This is a genomic window from Rhizobium sp. KNZ2-6A (genome assembly GCF_056755475.1).
Window position 1 is genome coordinate 133,880 of the sequence record NZ_JBNDIC010000006.1, and the last position, 19,132, is coordinate 153,011.

Annotated in this window: 15 protein-coding genes; 6 read left to right on the top strand and 9 right to left on the bottom strand. The window is 59.8% G+C overall.

Features of this window, described 5'->3' with window-relative positions:
- Window positions 1-25: 25 nt before the first annotated feature.
- On the bottom strand, window positions 26-1,705 hold the full coding sequence (locus tag ACPYOP_RS06765; RefSeq protein WP_481409681.1) for an NAD+ synthase: 1,680 nt from the start codon (window positions 1,703-1,705) through the stop codon (window positions 26-28).
- Window positions 1,706-1,893: 188 nt separating this feature from the next.
- Between ACPYOP_RS06765 and ACPYOP_RS06770 the strand changes: the two genes are divergently transcribed.
- Together ACPYOP_RS06770 and ACPYOP_RS06775 are read left to right on the top strand one after the other, a co-directional pair.
- Entirely contained in the window at window positions 1,894-3,825 is a 1,932-nt protein-coding gene (locus ACPYOP_RS06770; protein WP_481409620.1) for an LTA synthase family protein, read from the top strand.
- 92 nt (window positions 3,826-3,917) lie between these two features.
- The gene (locus tag ACPYOP_RS06775; RefSeq protein WP_481409621.1) at window positions 3,918-4,454 is read left to right on the top strand and encodes a DUF1003 domain-containing protein; all 537 of its coding nucleotides are present in this window, start codon (window positions 3,918-3,920) and stop codon (window positions 4,452-4,454) included.
- Between the two features lie 3 nt (window positions 4,455-4,457).
- Here ACPYOP_RS06775 and ACPYOP_RS06780 read toward each other — a convergent pair whose 3' ends face one another.
- From ACPYOP_RS06780 to rpiA, 5 genes are all read right to left on the bottom strand, one after another.
- Window positions 4,458-4,883 (bottom strand): GFA family protein, encoded by a 426-nt coding sequence (locus ACPYOP_RS06780; RefSeq protein WP_481409622.1) that lies wholly within the window; start codon window positions 4,881-4,883, stop codon window positions 4,458-4,460.
- Between the two features lie 157 nt (window positions 4,884-5,040).
- A complete protein-coding gene (locus ACPYOP_RS06785) occupies window positions 5,041-6,414 on the bottom strand; it encodes a class II 3-deoxy-7-phosphoheptulonate synthase (RefSeq protein WP_481409623.1) in 1,374 nt (457 codons plus the stop codon).
- Window positions 6,415-6,568: 154 nt separating this feature from the next.
- Window positions 6,569-7,954, bottom strand: coding sequence for a glutathione-disulfide reductase (gene gor / locus ACPYOP_RS06790; protein WP_481409624.1), 1,386 nt, complete (start codon window positions 7,952-7,954; stop codon window positions 6,569-6,571).
- 183 nt (window positions 7,955-8,137) lie between these two features.
- The gene (locus ACPYOP_RS06795; RefSeq protein WP_481409625.1) at window positions 8,138-8,707 is read right to left on the bottom strand and encodes a DUF2059 domain-containing protein; all 570 of its coding nucleotides are present in this window, start codon (window positions 8,705-8,707) and stop codon (window positions 8,138-8,140) included.
- 13 nt (window positions 8,708-8,720) lie between these two features.
- The gene (gene rpiA, locus ACPYOP_RS06800; RefSeq protein ID WP_481409626.1) at window positions 8,721-9,422 is read right to left on the bottom strand and encodes a ribose-5-phosphate isomerase RpiA; all 702 of its coding nucleotides are present in this window, start codon (window positions 9,420-9,422) and stop codon (window positions 8,721-8,723) included.
- Window positions 9,423-9,618: 196 nt separating this feature from the next.
- Between rpiA and ACPYOP_RS06805 the strand changes: the two genes are divergently transcribed.
- Window positions 9,619-10,293, top strand: coding sequence for an HAD family hydrolase (locus ACPYOP_RS06805; RefSeq protein ID WP_481409627.1), 675 nt, complete (start codon window positions 9,619-9,621; stop codon window positions 10,291-10,293).
- A 72-nt stretch (window positions 10,294-10,365) separates the two neighbouring features.
- On the opposite strand, the gene ACPYOP_RS06810 is transcribed toward ACPYOP_RS06805, so the two are convergent.
- Window positions 10,366-12,264 (bottom strand): L,D-transpeptidase family protein, encoded by a 1,899-nt coding sequence (locus ACPYOP_RS06810; protein ID WP_481409628.1) that lies wholly within the window; start codon window positions 12,262-12,264, stop codon window positions 10,366-10,368.
- 404 nt (window positions 12,265-12,668) lie between these two features.
- On the opposite strand from ACPYOP_RS06810, the gene fumC reads away from it, so the two are divergent.
- From fumC to ACPYOP_RS06825, 3 genes are all read left to right on the top strand, one after another.
- Window positions 12,669-14,060: a class II fumarate hydratase gene (gene fumC / locus ACPYOP_RS06815; protein ID WP_481409629.1), complete on the top strand. Its 1,392-nt coding sequence runs from the start codon at window positions 12,669-12,671 to the stop codon at window positions 14,058-14,060.
- Between the two features lie 363 nt (window positions 14,061-14,423).
- Window positions 14,424-16,031, top strand: coding sequence for a fumarate hydratase (locus ACPYOP_RS06820; RefSeq protein ID WP_481409630.1), 1,608 nt, complete (start codon window positions 14,424-14,426; stop codon window positions 16,029-16,031).
- Between the two features lie 198 nt (window positions 16,032-16,229).
- On the top strand, window positions 16,230-17,297 hold the full coding sequence (locus ACPYOP_RS06825; protein WP_481409631.1) for a GGDEF domain-containing protein: 1,068 nt from the start codon (window positions 16,230-16,232) through the stop codon (window positions 17,295-17,297).
- Window positions 17,298-17,371: 74 nt separating this feature from the next.
- On the opposite strand, the gene ACPYOP_RS06830 is transcribed toward ACPYOP_RS06825, so the two are convergent.
- Both ACPYOP_RS06830 and ACPYOP_RS06835 read right to left on the bottom strand, forming a co-directional pair.
- Complete coding sequence (locus ACPYOP_RS06830) at window positions 17,372-17,980, bottom strand: pyridoxamine 5'-phosphate oxidase family protein (RefSeq protein WP_481409632.1); 609 nt, start codon at window positions 17,978-17,980, stop codon at window positions 17,372-17,374.
- Window positions 17,981-18,147: 167 nt separating this feature from the next.
- Window positions 18,148-19,113, bottom strand: coding sequence for an alpha/beta hydrolase (locus ACPYOP_RS06835; protein ID WP_481409633.1), 966 nt, complete (start codon window positions 19,111-19,113; stop codon window positions 18,148-18,150).
- Between the last annotated feature and the right edge of the window lie 19 nt (window positions 19,114-19,132).

The window sequence follows — 19,132 nt, forward strand, 5'->3', positions numbered from 1 at the left end:
CTCCCCTTGCCGTTGGATGCCGCGATCAGCGATCGCGGAACCGGTTGGTGATCGGATAGCGACGGTCGCGACCGAAATTCTTCTTGGTGATCTTCACGCCCGGCGCCGACTGCCGACGCTTATATTCCGCAAGATAAAGCAGATGTTCGACGCGATGCACGGTCGCGACATCATGGCCGCGCGCCACGATCTCTTCGACCGACATTTCCTTTTCCACGAGGCATTCGAGGATATCGTCGAGCGCTGGATAGGGCGGAAGCGAATCCTGGTCCGTCTGGTTCGGCCTCAGTTCGGCTGAAGGCGCTTTGTCGATGATGTTGTAAGGGATCACCTCGCCCGACGGGCCGAGCGCGCCCGGCGGCACATGCAGGTTGCGCCAGCGCGACAGCGCATAGACCTGCATCTTGTAGAGATCCTTGATCGGATTGAAGCCGCCGTTCATGTCGCCATAGAGCGTGGCGTATCCAACAGACATTTCCGACTTGTTGCCCGTCGTCACCACCATCGAACCGAACTTGTTGGAGATCGCCATCAGGATGGTGCCTCGGGCGCGGCTCTGCAGGTTTTCCTCGGTGATGCCGCTTTCTGTGCCTTCGAAGAGATCGGACAAAGCCGAGGTGAAGCCGGTGACGGGATCTTCGATCGGCACGATATCGTAGCGGCAGCCGAGCGCCTTGGCGCAATCGGCCGCATCCTTCAACGAATCCTGCGACGTATAGCGATAGGGCAGCATAACGGTGCGCACACGCTCCTCACCGAGCGCATCGACGGCAATCGCGGCGCAGATCGCCGAGTCGATGCCGCCGGAGAGGCCGAGCACGACCGATTTGAAGCCGTTCTTGTTCACATAGTCGCGGAAACCCAGCAGGCAGGCGCGATAGTCGGCTTCCTCGCCCTCCGGAATATGCGCCTTCGGACCTTCGGCGCAATGCCAGCCGTCGCCATTCTTCTTCCAGGTCGTCACCGTCAGCGCGGTTTCGAACTGGCTCATCTGGAAGGCCAGCGTCCGGTCGGCATTGAAGCCGAAGCTCGCGCCATCAAAAACCAGCTCGTCCTGGCCGCCGAGCTGGGCGGCATAGATCATCGGCAGACCGGTCTCGATAACCTGCTTCAGCACCACCTGATGGCGCACATCGACCTTGCCGCGATAATAGGGCGAGCCGTTCGGCGACAGTAGGATTTCCGCGCCGCTTTCGGCCAGCGTCTCGCAGACGCCGAGTTCACCCCAGATATCCTCGCAAATCGGGATACCCAGCCGTACGCCACGGAAATTGACCGGGCCGGGCATGGCACCCTGGTCGAAGACGCGCTTTTCATCGAACTCGCCGTAGTTGGGCAGGTCCACCTTGTCGCGAACCGCGATCACCTTGCCGCCGTCGAGCACGGCAATCGAATTATAGCGGCCGGTCTCATCCTGCCGGGGAAAACCGATGATGACGCCGGGGCCGCCATCAGCGGTATCGGCTGCGAGGCTTTCCACCGCTTTCCAGCAGGAGCGGATGAAGGCCGGCTTCAACACGAGGTCTTCCGGCGGATAGCCGGAAATGAACAATTCGGTCAGCAAGACGATCTGCGCGCCTTCGCGTGCCGCCTCGGCGCGCGCTTCACGCGCCTTGGCGAGATTGCCGGAGACGTCACCGACCGTCGGATTGAGCTGCGCGACGGCGATACGGATGGTGTTGGTGATCGGGCTTTGCTCTGTCATGCCATACATTTAGCGATGGCATCCTCCTTCCGCAACCGACTTCCGCCGCCCGCAGGCATCAAAGATCGCGCAATGGGCACAGGTCGTATTTCCTCACGGAAAAATACTAAGCCTACCTTGCGGTTCATCCGTCATTCATGACAGAAGCATGACAATTATGTGAACGTTTATAGCATTTGGAGGCGGCATTGGTCACGCTGGTCATCGGGTCCGCCCTATCGGGCAGGCTTGCCCTTTTCCAGAAGATCGGCGCAGCGAGGCAGAAGTCCGCTCCTCTTCGGCTGCTTCTAAGCCTGCTGCTGACGTTGCTTTTCTCCTCGTCCATCGTCATGGCAGTCGAATGGATCGCGCGCGGCGAGCTTACGCCGGTCTGGTCCTATCTCATGTCGCCGTCCCGCCCCGGCCTCGCCACGATCGGTGTCGGCATGCTGGCGATGCTGATCCTCGATGCTCTTGTCGGGCGCGCGCATTTGTCGGCTTTGGTCGTCACGCCGCTGCTCCTCGTTCCCGCCTTCATCTCCAGCCGGAAGCAGCACTTTCTATCCGATCCGCTCTATCCCTCCGATTTCCTTTTCGCCCGACAGATCATGGAACTGATGCCCGTCATGGTGCGCGACCGCCCCTGGACCGCCGTCGGACTTGCCGTCGGCATCATCGCCGGCCTGGCTGCCATCGCTTTGGTCGGACGCTATGTCTGGAAGCATGCTGCCGCACTTTCCCGGCGGGAGCGCATGGGCCGGCTTTCGGTCTGCCTGCCGCTGACGGCGCTCTTTGTCTCGCAGATGGATCCGACGCAATATTCCCTAATTCGGGAAAAGCTGGGCATCATTCCGATCGTCTGGGATCAGAACGAAAACTATAATCACAATGGTTTCGTCATCGCCTTCGCGCTCAACCTGCCGATGGCCGACGTCAAGTCACCGGCCGGTTACGGGCCGAACGCGATCGATGCCATACCCGCGCGGAACTACGGCTATCTCTCCGGTCCGCGCGAAAAACCCGACGTCATCATGCTGATGAGCGAATCCCTCTGGGATCCGACCCGGCTTTCCAACGTCGCCTTCACGCCCGATCCGATGCCGACGATCCGTGCGAGGCAATCGGGAAATGTCTTCTCGCCGGAATTCGGCGGCATGACCGCCAATGTCGAATTCGAAGCACTGACCGGCTTTTCCAATGCCTTCCTCCCCTATGGCAGCATTCCCTATCAGCAGTATGTGCGTCGGCCGCTGCCGTCGCTTGCCACCTTCTTCCGCGGCGAAGGCTATATGGCGCGCGCGCTTCACCCTTTCAGCGGCTGGTTCTGGAACCGCAACGAGGTCTACCGCGCCTTCGGCTTCGAGGAGTTTCATACCGAGGAAACCCTGCCGGCCATGGACAAGCGCGGCATGTTCGCGGCCGACGATTCCCTTATGAAGGAGATCATGCGCGAGGGAGACGCGGCCGAACGCCCATTCTTCTTTTTCGCAGTCACCCTGCAGGGACATGGCCCCTACGAAGCCAACCGTTACGCTGAGAACACCGTGCATGTCGGCGGCAATCTGAGCGACGACGACCGCGAAACGCTCGCCACCTATGCGCAGGGCGTGCGCGAAGCCGACAGCAGCCTGAAAATGCTGATGGACTGGGCGGAAAGACGCGAGCGCGAAACCATCATCGTCCTCTGGGGCGATCATCTGCCGCCGCTCGGCAATGTCTATCCAAACATCGGCTATATGCCGCAGCAGGTGGCAACCCGGAAAGCCTCGCTCGACATCATGAAGAAGGAACACGAGACGCCGCTGGTCGTCTGGTCGAGCAGGAAGGGCGTCCGCGAGGACATCGACACCATCAGCCCGTCGCAGCTTCCCTATCACCTGTTGAAAACCGCAGGCTACGAGCATCCTTTCTACACGGGCTTCCTTGGCCGGGTTCAGAAGAAATACAGCATCGTCGACCGCTACCAGCTGGCGACGCGCGACGATCAGGCTTTCCCCGATTGGGCGCGCAAGGAGCAGGATATCGATCCGATCATGCGCGATTATCGCTATCTGCAATTCGACATGATGTTCGGCCGGCAGCAGGGCTTGGAACGCTTCTTCCCATCGCATGCGCAACTGATCAGCCAAGAAAACAGCTAGACCCACCGTTGATCGAAGCTCTTCCATCGTTGCATTTTTGCGCGCTGTACGAATAGTTGCGCCCAATGCCACTAAGAGCCTGGAGCCATCCCATGTATAACCTGCCCAATTTCGTTCATCTGCATTTCGACAAGACGGCCGACGAGCTCGGCGACATCGAGAAGCGCGTTCTCAAGAAGGCGCATGAGCGAAAAATCATATCCACCGACATCAACGCGGTCCTCTCGGCGGAAGCTTCCACGGGGCAGCGTCTGGCGGACGGGATCGCCCGCGTCGGCGGCTCCTGGTCCTTTATCATCACCTTTCTGGTATTTTTGGCGTTCTGGTGCATCGTCAACACCATTCTTCTCACCACCCGCGCCTTCGACCCCTACCCCTTCATCTTCCTGAACCTCGTCCTCTCCATGCTCGCCGCCATCCAGGCGCCGATCATCATGATGTCGCAGAACCGCCAGACCGAACGCGACCGCTTCGAGGCCGCCAAGGATTACGAAGTCAATCTCAAGGCGGAACTGGAAGTGCTATCCCTGCACCAGAAGATCGATATGCAGGTGCTGACGGAGCTTGCGGTCGTCAAGGAGGAAATCGCCAAGCTCAGCAAACTGGTTGCAGAAAAAAGCGGCATCTGAATCTCAGTCGGAGGGGCCAGCCGTCAGCAACCCTGGCCGGCCTTGCCGATACTGCGGCAGTCCATCGCTGATCTCATAGTAGTCGCCCTTGTCGGCGCAATAGATATGATAGGCGATCTCAAGATCGCTCGGCTGATCGAAGAGCCCTGCCATGATCGATATTTCATCGGCACTATCAGCCGCCCAGAACAGCGCCGACCCGCAGGTCTTGCAGAAGCCACGGCGGGCGAATGTGCTGGCGCGATACCAGGTGATCGCGTCCTCGCCCTCGATCGTGAGGCTGCCGATCGGCACATTGGTCGCGGCATAATAAAGCCCGGTCTGCTTGCGGCATTGCGAACAATGGCAGGCCACCACCTCACGCAATTTGCCGCTCGTCTTGAAACGTACGCTGCCGCAAAGGCAGGCTCCGCTGTGTTCGTCTGTCATGGTCGCTCCCCTTTTTCCGAGGAGCCTTCCCGAGAATGATCGCCGGGTCAATCTCAAAGAAATGAAACATCTTTCAACCGGATTGATCCGCCGACCACAAAAGCAAACGGGCCGGCGATAGGCCGGCCCGTCTGATGAATGTTACCTCTGCCTTCACTCAGCCGTGAGCGCGCATGCGCTTTTCGTCGCGGCCGCCCTTCATCCGCTCGGCGAGCAGGAAGGCAAGCTCGAGCGCCTGGTCGGCGTTGAGGCGCGGATCGCAATGCGTGTGGTAGCGATCCTGCAGATCCTCGGCGCCGACGGCGCGGGCGCCACCCGTGCATTCGGTCACGTCCTTGCCGGTCATCTCGATATGGATGCCGCCGGGATGCGTGCCTTCGGCGCGGTGGATCTGGAAGAAGCTTTCCACTTCCGACAGGATGCGTTCGAACGGACGCGTCTTGTAGTTGTTGAGCGTGATCGTGTTGCCGTGCATCGGATCGCAGGACCAGACGACCTTGCGTCCTTCGCGCTCGACGGCGCGGATGAGGCGCGGCAGGTTGTCGGCAACCTTGTCGTGGCCGAAGCGGCAGATCAGCGTCAGACGGCCTGCTTCGTTCTCAGGGTTCAAGATGTCGATCAAGTTGATGAGATCGTCCGCCTGTAGCGAAGGACCGCACTTCAGGCCGATCGGATTCTTGATGCCGCGGAAATATTCGACATGGGCATGGTCGGCCTGGCGCGTGCGGTCGCCGATCCAGAGCATGTGGCCCGAAGTCGCGTACCAGTCGCCGGTCGTGGAATCGACGCGGGTGAAGGCTTCTTCATAGCCAAGCAGCAGTGCCTCGTGGCTGGTGAAGAAATCGGTCTCGCGCAGGCTCGCATTGCTCTCGGCGGTGATGCCGATCGCGCGCATGAAATCCATGGTCTCGCCGATACGATCGGCAAGCTTGCGATAGCGCTCGCCCTGCGGGCTGTCCTTGACGAAGCCGAGCATCCACTTCTGCACGTTTTCGAGATTGGCGTAGCCGCCCATGGCGAAAGCGCGCAGCAGGTTCAACGTCGCGGCAGACTGGCGGTAAGCCATCAACTGACGTTCCGGATTGGGAATGCGCGCCTCTTCGGTGAAGTCGATGCCGTTGATGATGTCACCACGGTAGCTCGGCAACGAGACGCCGTTCTGCGTTTCGATGTTCGACGAGCGCGGCTTGGCGAACTGGCCGGCAATGCGGCCGACCTTGACGACCGGCAACTGCGCGCCGAACGTCAGCACGACAGCCATCTGCAGGAAGGCGCGGAAGAAGTCGCGGATCGTATCGGCGCCGTGTTCCGCGAAGCTTTCGGCACAATCGCCGCCCTGCAGCAGAAAACCGTTACCCTCGGCGACATTGGCAAGATGTGCCTTCAGGCGACGAGCTTCACCGGCAAAAACAAGCGGAGGATAGCTTGCAAGCTGCGCTTCCGTGTCTGCAAGCGCTGCATTGTCCGGAAAATCCGGCACCTGCTGGATCGGTTTCTGCCGCCAACTGTTCGGTGTCCAATTCTGTGCCATCTCACTCACCTGCTTGTGCGCCCGGTCTCGGCCGGGCGTCCCGTCGTCATAAATAACGCGCGCTTATAAACCTTTGCCACCCACTTGCATAGGCGGGCAAACTACTGTGCTGATCTTTTGTGGCGCTGCCGATAACCTGCCGCCAACCGGGCGGTTACACGCGCTCGCCGTTGCGAATGCGATAGCTCGGCGAATACATCGTCACCAATTCTTCGGAAGCCGTCGGGTGCACGGCCATGGTGCGGTCGAAATCATCCTTGGTGCAGCCGGCCTTCACGGGAATGCCGAGAAGCTGCGCCATCTCGCCGGCATCGTGGCCGAGAATATGCGCGCCGATCACCTTGCGATCGGCGGCATTGACGATCAGCTTCATGATCATCTTCTCACCTCGGCCCGAAAGGGTCGCCTTCATCGGCCGGAACTGCGCGCGATAGACTTCCAGTTCCGGATAGCGCTTGGCCGCCTCTTCCTCGGTCAATCCGACCGTGCCGATCTCCGGCTGCGAGAAGACCGCCGTCGGGATCAGCTCGTGATCCGGCCGCGTCGGATTGTTCTTGTAGACGGTCTCGATGAAGCACATGGCCTCATGGATCGCGACCGGCGTCAACTGTACCCGGTCGGTGACATCGCCGAGAGCATAGATGTTCGCAACGGAGGTGCGCGAATATTCGTCGACGACAATTGCACCCTGCTCGTTGATTGCGACGCCGGCTGCCTCGAGCCCTAGATTTTCGGTATTCGGCGTGCGGCCAAGCGCCAGCATGACGGTATCGACCGTCAGGGACTTATCGTTCTTGGTTCGGACTCTGAGCCCATTCTCCACCTTCTCCACGCTGGTGATAATGTCGTGGCAAAGAATGCGGATGCCCTTTTCCTCCATTGCCTCATGCAGGCCCTTGCGCAGGTCCTGGTCGAAGCGCGACAGGATCTCGGCACCGCGATAGATCAATGTCGTCTCGACGCCGAGGCCGTGGAAGATATTGGCAAACTCGACGGCGATATAGCCGCCGCCGGCGATCAGGATCGACTTCGGCAGTTCCTTCAAATGGAAGGCTTCATTGGAGGAGATGCAGAGCTCGTGTCCCGGCAGCGCCGTATGCAGGTTCGGCCTGCCGCCGGTGGCGATGACGATAGTTTCCGCCGTGACGGTCTGGTCGGTCTTCAAAAGCTTGATCGTGTGGGCGTCCACCAGCTCGGCGCGGGTATCGAAGATCTCGGCCTTGGCATTGTCGAGCCCCTTGCGATAAAGGCCCTCGAGCCGGGCAATTTCCTTGTCCTTCGCCTCGATCAGCTTCTTCCAGTCGAATGTGCTTTCGCCGACCGTCCAGCCGAAACCGGCTGCATCCTCGAAATGCTCGCTATATTGCGAGGCGTAGACGAACAGTTTCTTCGGCACGCAGCCGCGAATGACGCAGGTGCCGCCGTAGCGATATTCCTCGGCGATGCCGACCTTCTTGCCCAGTGAAGCCGCGACGCGCGCGCTGCGCACGCCGCCGGAGCCGCCGCCAATCACGAAAAGGTCGAAATCAAACGAAGGCATTGGTGGCTCCTGTCGAAATGAACATGCGCAAAAGCATCATTGGGGGTTCGCACTCATATAGGGAGCCGCGATACAAAAAGAAAAGCCCGGATCTTGTCCGGGCTTCGAATTTGCAGCTTCCAGCCGATCGTTCCGAAAACGCGAGACTTCGCGCCGAAAATGGCCGAGGCCGGAAACCGCTGCTTACTGCTTCGGTGCGGGCTTCTGGGCGGGCTGCGCCGCGGCGGCACCAGCGTCCGGCGCTGCGACGGGCTGCTTGACGACCTTCTGCAGAGCGTCGTTGCTCTGCTTCGCGAGATCGCGCGAAATACCCTGGCTCCAGATGTCGGCCGCCTTGTAAAGCTCGCGGGTGGCGAGCGGACCATCCTTGAGAAGCTTCTTGCCGGCCGGCGAATTGTAGAAATCGGCAATTGCCTTGAGCTCGTCGGCGGAGAAGGCCTTGGCATAGGTGACGGCAGCTTCGCGCTCGAGGTCGGCACGACGCGGAGCAAGCGCCAGAGCGGTGGCATCGACGGTCGAGTTGATCGCATCACCGAAATTCGGGTTTGCCTGGATCATCGTGCTCTTCAGCTGCTCGGCCAGGTTCGGCAGGATATTGTCGAACTGGTTGGTGATGCCAAGAGCATTGATCGCGGCGCGCGCAGCCTTGATCTGATCCTCGGAAACTTCCTGCGCGTTCACGGAACCGAAGGCAATGCCCGAGAGAAGAATGGTTGCAGCGGCAAGACGGCCAAGACCCGCAAATTTGATCATGAGATGAGTGCTCCTATGTATTGTTCGCCTGCAACGTACGCGCACCGGCAGGGCCGGCAATAATCGCTAATGTCGCCATATGGATAAAGAGCCCGTGTTCGACAACGCCGGGAATCGAATAGAGCTCGCTCGACAGCGCCTCTGCATCAGGAATACGGCCGAAAGATGCATCGACGATATAATGCCCACCGTCGGTGACAAAGAGGCTGTCGTCGGAGCCGCGCATGTTGAGCGCGCCCGAGAGCCCAAGACGCGAGGCCGCCCTTTCGATGAGGATGCGAGTGGAAACGAGACCGAAGGGATTGACCTCGATCGGCAGCGGGTAGGCTCCGAGCGTCTCGACGACCTTGCTTTGATCCGCGATGACGATCATGCGGGCAGACGAGGCGGCAACGATCTTCTCGCGCAGCAGCGCACCGCCGCCGCCCTTGATCAGCGTCAGCGCGCCATCCAGCTCGTCGGCGCCGTCGATGGTCAGATCAAGTTCCGGAAGCTCGTCCAGCGATTTTAGCGGCACGCCGAGTTCGTTGCAGAGCTTGGCCGTCCTTTCGGACGTCGGAACGCTCTGGATCGAGAGGCCGGCCGCGACCTTTTCGGCGAGCAGACGAACGAATTCCTCCGCCGTGGTGCCGGTGCCGATCCCGAGCCGCATGCCGCTCTCGACATGAGCGAGCGCGGCTCTCGCAGCCTCAATCTTCATCTGGCGGGCGTCCATGCGCCACCTGCTCCCATTGTTACGTTGGTCTGCTGTTTACACGGCTCTCCAGCCAAACGAAAGCCAAAATAACGGCATGATATAGAAATCCCCGCCCCCTCTTCACGGGGGCTTCCGGGGTGCTTCGGTTGCAATTGCCCGCGCGATCTTTTAACTCCGAAAGACGTACTCTTTTCTCTGCAAAGGCCGATTCCTGGTGAAATCTCCCCTTGTCGTATTCGATCTCGACGGCACGCTGCTGGACACGCATGCGGACCTCATCGTCAGTCTCAACCATACGATTGCCGCGCTCGAGCTTCCGCCGGTCAGCTACGACGACGTGACGCATCTCGTCGGCAATGGAGCGCAGGTGATGATCGAGCGGGCCTGCAAACTGCACGGCTATGCACTGGCCTCCGAAGAATTGCCGGCTCTGCTGCAGCGCTTCATAACCCATTATTCCGAGACGATGCCCGGCGTCACGCAACCCTATCCCGGGCTCCTGACCGCGCTCACGACGCTGAGGAACAACGGCTGCAAGCTGGCCGTCTGCACCAACAAGATGGAATCGCTTGCGCGCACGCTTCTCGACCGCCTCGAACTGACCCAATATTTCGAGGCCATCACCGGCGGTGACACCTTCACCGTGCGCAAGCCGCATGCAGAACATCTGATCGGCACCGTCGAGCGCGCCGGCGGCGACATCGCCCGCACGATCATGATCGGCGACAGCGTCAACGACATTCTCGTCGCCCGCAACGCCGGCGTGCCCTCAATCGCCGTCCCCTTCGGCTACTCCGATGTCGGCATCGAAACGCTTGGACCGAACCGCATCATCTACCACTACGACGAACTCACGCCGGAACTAGTCGAGGGATTGCTCGCAGCCTGAGATATTCGATCTCTCCAACAAAAAAGGGCGGCACATCGGCCGCCCTTTTTTAGTTCAGGGATCGAGCTGAACTCAGATCTGAGCCGTACGCGCCTTTGTCGTGGCATCGAGCGCCTTCAGCGTTGCCGCGTCGCGATCGTAGACGTCGTTGAAATACTGCACGACGCCGTCCTTGTTCGGCCAGGCGGTGAAGTAGGCGATGTAGATCGGGAATTTCTGCGGCACCGGAACGCCCTTGTTCTGGCCGGTTGCGATCTGCTTGGCGACGTCGTCGACCGTGGTGTTCAGCACGGCGGCTGCCATCGCGCGCGGATCGGCAAGGCGAACGCAGCCATGACTGAGTGCGCGCATGTCTTTCTTGAAGAAGCTCTTCTGCGGCGTGTCGTGCATATAGATCGCGTGCGAATTCGGGAAGAGGATCTTCAGCTCGCCCAGCGCGTTATCGCTGCTCGGCGGCTGGCGAACCGAGATGCTCTTCGTCGAGCCGTACCAGTCGACGCTCGACGACGCGACTGCCTGACCGCCGACTTCGACCTGATAGCCCATGCGGTCGAGATAGTTCGGATCCGAACGCAGCTTCGGCAGCATCTCGTTGATGATGATCGACTGCGGAACACCCCAGAAAGGATTGAACTCCACCGTCTGCACCTGATTTTCGAAGAAGAAGGTCTGGTGCTGTTTGCTGCCGACGACGACGCGCATCGACAGCTGTTCGTGGCTATTGTTGTAGTAATAGACCATGAACGCCGGCTGGTTGATGAAGACGTAGCGCGGCCCAAGTTCGGCCGGCAGCCAGCGCAGCTGCTCCATGGCAACGACCAGCTTCTGGATCTTCGTATCGTTGTTCTCGCCGACCATGGCCCGGACGGAGGAAGAACCGATCACGCCGTCAGCGGTCAGCCCCTTTTCCCTCTGGAAGTCTTCGACCAGCGACACGAGTTCGGGCGTATAATCGGGCGTACCCAGATAGGCGGCGAAAAGATCGGCATGCGCCTTCTTCAGCGCTTCCGATCCGCGATGCTCGATCGCCTTGACGATATTGGCCATTTCCGGCGAGCTGCCGCCCGGCTTCAGGATACCGGTCAGGGAAATGGAAATGTGACTGCCGTCCGCTCCCGATTCGGCGCGCAGCTTTGCCAGTTCCGTCTTCAACAACTGGAACTGCTGGTTAGACGGGCTGCGGCTGTTGAGATAGGCGGCAACGTCCGGGCTGGCGCGCAACACGTCGAGCATTGCCGTCAGGTTGACGTCCTTGCGCTTGAAGTCGTGATAGCCGGAGAGCTTGTTCGGGTCGAGACGGCCGCGGATCGTATCCTGGACGAACATCAGCACCTTGCTGGAGAGCGTAAGCTCGAACTGCATGAGAGCCCGATCACGCAGCACCGGGTCGGCATTTGCAGCATTGTCGCCGGGCAGCGTCACGGCATAGTCGGCGGGATCGAGACCGACGGAACCGGCATCGGCAAGAGCCGCCATCGCGGCCTTCGCCTTGTCGCTGACAACGTGATCGGCAACCCAGAGAAGCGGTTTGCTCTGATCGGCGTAATAGGATTCGATCGCCTTGGCGATATCATTCGTCGCCATGACGCGCGCGTCAGAAAGATACCGACGCTGCGAAACCTCGGTATCGACCGCGACCGGCGCCGGAGAGGCGTCGGCGACCGCGCCGGTCACCATCGGATCGGCAAAATGCGCGGTCGAAACCAGACGCATCGCATCTGTCTTGTAAGTATAATACTTCGGCGCATCGACCGTCGGCAGCGGCTGCTTTACCCGCGGCGGCTGATCGGGATTCAGCGACTGCATCGGATTGACGGGAACCGGCGCCGAAACCTGCGTGCTCTGCTGGCGTCCCTGACCGCCACGAATGAAATCCATGAGGGTCATCGCATTCGCGGAGGTTACGCCGATGGAGGAAAGGCAACAGGAAAGAGCCAGGACGGATGCTGTGGCTTTGATGGCAAGTTTCATTCTCTAATCGGGTCCCTGTATCGTGCGCTAACTTCGAGCCTGGCGGGCTGTTTTCAACTCGGCCGCGATGTCCTGAGACATCGTATACCCACTAGAATGAAAACGGCGAGACCCGCCTTTCGTTCAATGCCTCAACTTCACGTTACGAAGCAGCGGCGTCTTCCGCGGTTCAGTTCACACAAAATTATGAAATTATTGGTTAATCTTTTATTGAAATTTCCCATGCTTTTTAAGCATCGGAAAATGCAATTCTGCGAATATATGGAGAGCGTGTTAAAAAGAGCACGCCGGAGCAGCAGAAAAATATGACTATTATAGTCATGAAATAGCGCTTTGATGTTTTCATAGGCGCCGTTCGTGCCTATATGCTGCTATCCGTCTCAATGGAAAGCAGGACCAGCAACATGACGTCCACCCGCACCGAAACCGATACATTCGGCCCGATCGAGGTTGCCAGCGACCGTTATTGGGGCGCGCAGGCGCAGCGCTCGCTCGGCAATTTCAAGATCGGCTGGGAAAAGCAGCCACTATCGGTCGTCCGCGCTCTCGGCATCGTCAAGCAGGCGGCGGCGCGGGCCAACATGGAGCTCGGCCAGCTCGACCAGACGCTCGGCAGGACCATCGTCGCTGCCGCGCAGGAAGTCATCGACGGCAAGCTCAACGACCATTTTCCGCTCGTCGTCTGGCAGACCGGCTCGGGCACGCAGTCGAACATGAATGCAAATGAGGTGATCTCCAACCGCGCGATCGAGATGCTCGGCGGGGTCATGGGCTCGAAAAAGCCGGTACATCCGAACGATCACGTCAACATGAGCCAGTCGTCGAACGACACCTATCCGACGGCCATGCACGTCGCCTGCGCCGAGCAGATCGTCCATCATCTGCTGCCAGCGCTCAGGCACCTGCATGCGGCCCTGGAAAAGAAGGTCGCCGACTTCGCCCACATCATCAAGATCGGCCGCACCCATACGCAGGATGCGACGCCGCTGACGCTCGGCCAGGAGTTTTCCGGCTATGCCGCCCAGGTCGCCTCCTCGATCAAGCGGATCGAGCTGACGCTGCCAGGCCTTTACGAACTCGCCCAGGGCGGCACGGCTGTCGGAACGGGCCTCAATGCGCCGATCGGCTTTGCCGAAAAGGTCGCAGACGAAATCGCCGAGATCACCGGCCTGCCCTTCGTCACCGCGCCGAACAAATTCGAAGCGCTGGCCGCCCATGATTCGATGGTCTTCAGCCACGGCGCCATCAATGCGGCGGCGGCAGCCCTCTTCAAGATCGCCAACGACATCCGCCTGCTCGGCTCAGGCCCGCGCTCGGGCCTCGGCGAACTGGCGCTGCCGGAAAACGAACCGGGCTCATCGATCATGCCGGGCAAGGTCAATCCGACCCAATGCGAGGCACTGACGCAGGTCTGCATTCACGTCTTCGGCAATAACGCCGCTCTCACCTTTGCCGGCAGCCAGGGCCACTTCGAGCTCAACGTCTATAATCCGATAATGGCCTACAACTTTCTGCAGTCGGTACAGTTGCTCGGCGACGCCGCCGTCTCCTTCACGGACAATTGCGTCGTCGGCATTGAGGCGCGCGAGGACAACATCAAGGCCGGCCTCGAACGCTCATTGATGCTGGTGACGGCGCTTGCCCCGAAGATCGGCTACGACAATGCCGCCAAGATCGCCAAAACGGCCCACAAGAATGGCACGACCCTGAAGGAAGAAGCGCTGGCAAGCGGACTGGTCTCCTCGGAAGAATATGACGCCATCGTCCGGCCGGAGACCATGATCGGGCCGAAGTAATATCACTGGACGGTGATCGTCCGGGCATGTCCTCCGATGTTGCAGCCGTGTGCATGGCCCCTCACCCCAACCCTCTCCCCGCATTGCGGGGAGAGGGAGTCGATCATGCAAGATCAGCAGCCTTAGTAGGTGCCGCAAACACAGAACAGGTCTCCTCTCCCCGCATGAGCGAGGAGAGGGCTAGAGTGAGGGGCCGGGCACAAGATTTCAGCATCAAAAGACCCGCCCAACCCGCGCATACCCTGTCAACAAACTTCCATTTTGAGACTTCGACACAGCAGCCAAACAATTGCATTTGGACCCAGCCGGATTTAGATCGTTTCCAAACATCTTCCCCGCCATCCGGCTTGAAAGGTTTCCCAAATGGCTGACGATCTGTTTCCTCTCGGCGATGACGCCACTCCCTATCGCAAGCTTTCCGGCGATTACGTCTCCGTCGACACCTTCAAGGGCCAGGAAATCCTGACCGTCGATCCCGAGGGTATCCGTCTGCTTGCCGAGACGGCTTTCGCCGATATCAACCACCTGCTGCGCCCCGGCCACCTGAAGCAGCTCGCTTCCATTCTCGAAGACCCGGAGGCGACCGACAACGATCGTTTCGTGGCCTATGACCTCTTGAAGAACGCCAATATCGCCGCCGGCGGCGTGCTTCCGATGTGCCAGGACACAGGCACCGCCATCATCATGGGCAAGAAGGGCCGCCGCGTCTGGACCGAAGGCGGCGACAGCGCAGCACTCGCCAAGGGCGTGCTCGACGCCTATGAGAAGAAGAACCTGCGCTATTCGCAGCTCGCGCCTATCAAGATGTTCGAAGAAAAGAACACCAAGAACAATCTGCCGGCACAGATCGACATCTATGAGGAAGGCACAGACGCCTACGAATTCCTCTTCGTCGCTAAGGGCGGCGGCTCGGCCAACAAGACCTTCCTCTATCAGGGCACGCCGTCGCTTCTGACACATGACCGCATGCTGGATTTCCTGAAAGAAAAGATCCTGACGCTCGGCACGGCCGCCTGCCCCCCCTACCATCTCGCCATCGTCATCGGCGGCACCTCGGCCGAAATGAACCTCAAAACGGTCAAACTCGCCTCGACGCGGTATCTGGACTGTCTTCCCACGGAAGGCTCCGAAAGCGGGCATGCCTTCCGGGATATCGAAATGGAGAAGGAAATCCATAAGCTGACGCAGAGCCTCGGCGTCGGCGCCCAGTTCGGCGGCAAGTATTTCTGTCACGACGTACGCGTCATCCGCCTGCCCCGCCACGGCGCCTCGCTGCCGATCGGCCTCGGCGTTTCCTGCTCCGCCGACCGCCAGGCCAAGGGCAAAATCACGCGCGACGGCATTTTCATCGAGCAGCTTGAGACCGATCCGTCCAAGTACATGCCTGACATCGACGAAGCCAAGCTTTCGGAATCGATGGTGCGCATCGATCTCAACAGGCCGATGGCGGATATTCTGGCCGAGCTGTCGCAGCATCCGGTCAAGACACGCCTGTCGCTGACCGGTACGATCATCGTGGCGCGCGACCTGGCACATGCAAAAATCCGCGAGCGTCTGGAAAAGGGCGAAGGCATGCCCGAATATCTGAAGAACCATCCGGTCTACTACGCCGGGCCTGCGAAGACGCCGGCCGGCTATGCCTCCGGCTCCTTCGGCCCGACGACGGCCGGCCGCATGGACAGCTATGTCGACCAGTTCCAGTCCTTCGGCGGCTCCATGGTGATGCTCGCCAAGGGCAACCGCTCGCGCGCCGTGCGCGAGGCCTGCAAGGCGCATGGCGGTTTCTATCTCGGCTCGATCGGCGGTCCGGCTGCCCGCCTCGCTCAGGATTGCATCAAAAAAGTCGATGTTCTGGAATATCCGGAACTTGGCATGGAAGCTGTCTGGAAGATCGAGGTGGAGGATTTCCCAGCCTTCATCGTCATCGACGACAAGGGTAACGACTTCTTCCAGGAACTCAACCTGGGGTAATATCCTGGCCTATTATTATCTGGCCCGAACGAAGGCGCTGACAGCGCCTTCGTATGTAAAAACATACTGTAATTGTAATACTTTTGAATAAAACTTTACGCACCGACAATTTCCCACTATCAAGCCCTTAATATTTTTTCAAAGATTCTTCGTATAATTAAAAATGGGATTTAACCAATACATGTTACGGAGCTCACGATGAGTACGGCGATTGCGCCAAGGGCGCATAATCCCGACGTGGCGGGGCAGATTACCTATGCCATGCGATCCATGGGCATCGCAGCTATTCCGCGCAATTATGAGCTTTTCTACGAAGCCTATATCGGCTCCAATCCCGCTCTCACGCGTGAATTGGCGGCACTCGGCAACAGCGCCACCCAGGAGGAACTGGACGCCATCGGAGCCAAGTATTTTCCGCATCACGCCGGCCGTGTTTTCGATGACGCACATGCCCGCCTGACCGTCGGGCTCGATACTGTCCTGCGCGCATTGCGGCAGGAGCAGACCTCGCTCCAGAGCTATAACCGGCTGCTCGGCGAGACCTGTGAGAACATAAGCTTCAGAAGCCACAACAGCGCCGAGCTGCTGCGCGGCGCTATCGACATGCTGACCACGGCGACCGGCGACACCATGGCGCAGGGCGAAAAAACGGTGGAGAACGTCGTCCAGCGCAGCCAGGAAATGGATCAGGTCCGCAAGGAGCTGGATGAATACAAGCGCATTGCCAATACCGATTCCCTGACCCGGCTTGCCAATCGGCGCGCTTTCGAGGATCGCCTGGCCTCCATCTTCGACAATCAGCTGACCCGGCCGACAACGGCGCTGGTGCTGGCCGACATCGATCATTTCAAGCGGATCAACGATACGTTCGGCCATCCGGTCGGCGACAAGATCCTGGCAACGGTCGCATCCATCATCCGCGCCAATGTCCGGCGCGACGTTTTCGTGGCCCGTGTCGGCGGGGAGGAATTCGCTCTCATTCTGGAAGCCACCAATATCGAGGAAGTCGCGGCGGTCTGCGAGCGGATCCGCCGCACGCTCGAGACGACGCCATTCAAAAACTCGCGGACACGCGTTGACTACGGTCCGATTACGCTGTCGCTCGGCGCCTGCATGGTCTCGGAAGCCGTCGATTCCGGCGAACTATACAATAAGGCGGATCTGGCGCTCTATTGTGCCAAGAATGCCGGCCGCAACTGCAGCAGCATCTATCAGGAAGGCATGCAGAAGGACTTCACCAAAAGTTGGCTCATCTACAAGAACTAGAAACGCAGCCAACCAACCGCCGGCCCTGCCTTCCCATGCAGGCCGGCGGCTTTGCTTAACAGAGCATCTTGGGTTTACCAGAGTGTCTTGACAGCCCTCATCGGCGCTTCGCGATCATAGGTTTCCTGATCGAAATCATCTTTCGCCGCCTTGAGCATCATGCCCGGGCTCGGCAGGCTGGATGGATCGGCGAAGCGCTCCGGATTCCACAGCTCAGCCCGCATCACCGCTCGCGCGCACTGGAAATACACTTCCTCGATCGTGATCACGACGACACTGCGTGGATGCTTGCCATCCATCTCGAAATTGTCCAGCAGGGCCGGCTCGATGGAAACAACCGCTCGGCCGTTGAGCCGCATCGTCGTATTCGATCCCGGAACCAGAAACATCAACGCGATGCGCGGATCGCGCACGATATTCGCAAGCGAATCGACGCGGTTGTTGCCGCGCCAATCCGGGAGATGCAGCGTCTTTTCATCCGCGACGCGCACGACACCACTCAAGTCACCGCGCGGTGAGCAATCGAGCCCTTCCGGCCCCACCGTTGCCAGCGCCATGAAGGGAGAGGCTTCGATCATTTGGCGATAGAGCGGCGTTAGTACCTTCGTCACCTTGGTGATCGACGCTTCGCCCGCATCACCATAGAGCTCTTTTAATTCCTCGACTGACGTGACGATACGCATGCTGCCTCGCGGTTTTCTAACGACTTGCCCAAAGTCCGCGCGGCGCAAGTTCTGCTAGAGCGTGATGCCGAAAAGTGTGAGCGGTTTTCGGATGACATCATGCTCTACTTTTTTGATTCTAGAGCGGATTCAGATTTTAGGTCGGTTCGATCTAAAATCATCCGGCTCTAGGAGGAGCGACGCTGCGGGATTCGGTAGAACGATAGCACCGTACCGTCTTCGTTTTCGAGTAAATTTTCCGCGTCCACGGTCTCCGACAGAAAAGCGTCGATCGCCTCGAATACCGGAGCGGCGGCGACGATACGGCGATGTCCAAAGCCGTTGGCCCATAACAGGCGTACATGCGGCCCCTCGGCGGCATAGGTGCGTGCATGTTCGGCACCCACCTCCTTGTCGTCCTCGGCATGAATGACGAGGACGGGCCGGGCTGGGTCGAGCATGCCGCGTTTCTGATCATAGGAGGCAAGCGTCCTGCCCGTCACCCGGCGAACCTCGTCCTCCAAGGCAGCCTGCGCCGCGGGGCGAAGACGCATCAAGCGCCCGAAATCCTTGAAAAGCCACCCCATGGCGCTCGGCGCGCCGATCAATACCAATTTGCCCGGATGAACCGCGTCGACATCGGGCAGAAAACCCGCGCACGCCAGCGCCAGAGATGCGCCGCCGAAGGAGTGCCCGATGGCCGCATCGAAGCCGCCGAAGCGGCTAAACGCGGCAGCGATGGCGGAAACGGCCAAACGCACGTTCAGGAACCGACCACCCGAGCGGCCGTGACCCGGAAGATCGAGCGAGATGACTTCCGCGCCGCTGCCCGCAAGGAACCCCGTCAGCTCGGACATGTATTCGCTGCTGGAGCCCCAACCGTGCACCACGAGATAGCGCTTTCGCGGCCCTTTCGCTCCGCCATTGAAGCGATAGGCGATTGCGCGGCCGCCCGGAAACGGCAGCATGACCTGCTCCGCCGTCAGAAGGCGTTCCCTGCCCTCCATATGGGCCGCCCGGGCCTTGGCGCCGCGTGGACGGCGCGAGGGCGTCAGGCAGAAAAGCCGGAATGCGGCCTTGCCGGCGAGCTGTGGAGACAGCCTTCCAAGGCCGGACAGACCCGACCGGGTGACCTTCAGCACAAAGGATGGCATAGTGGGAATCCAATAATGT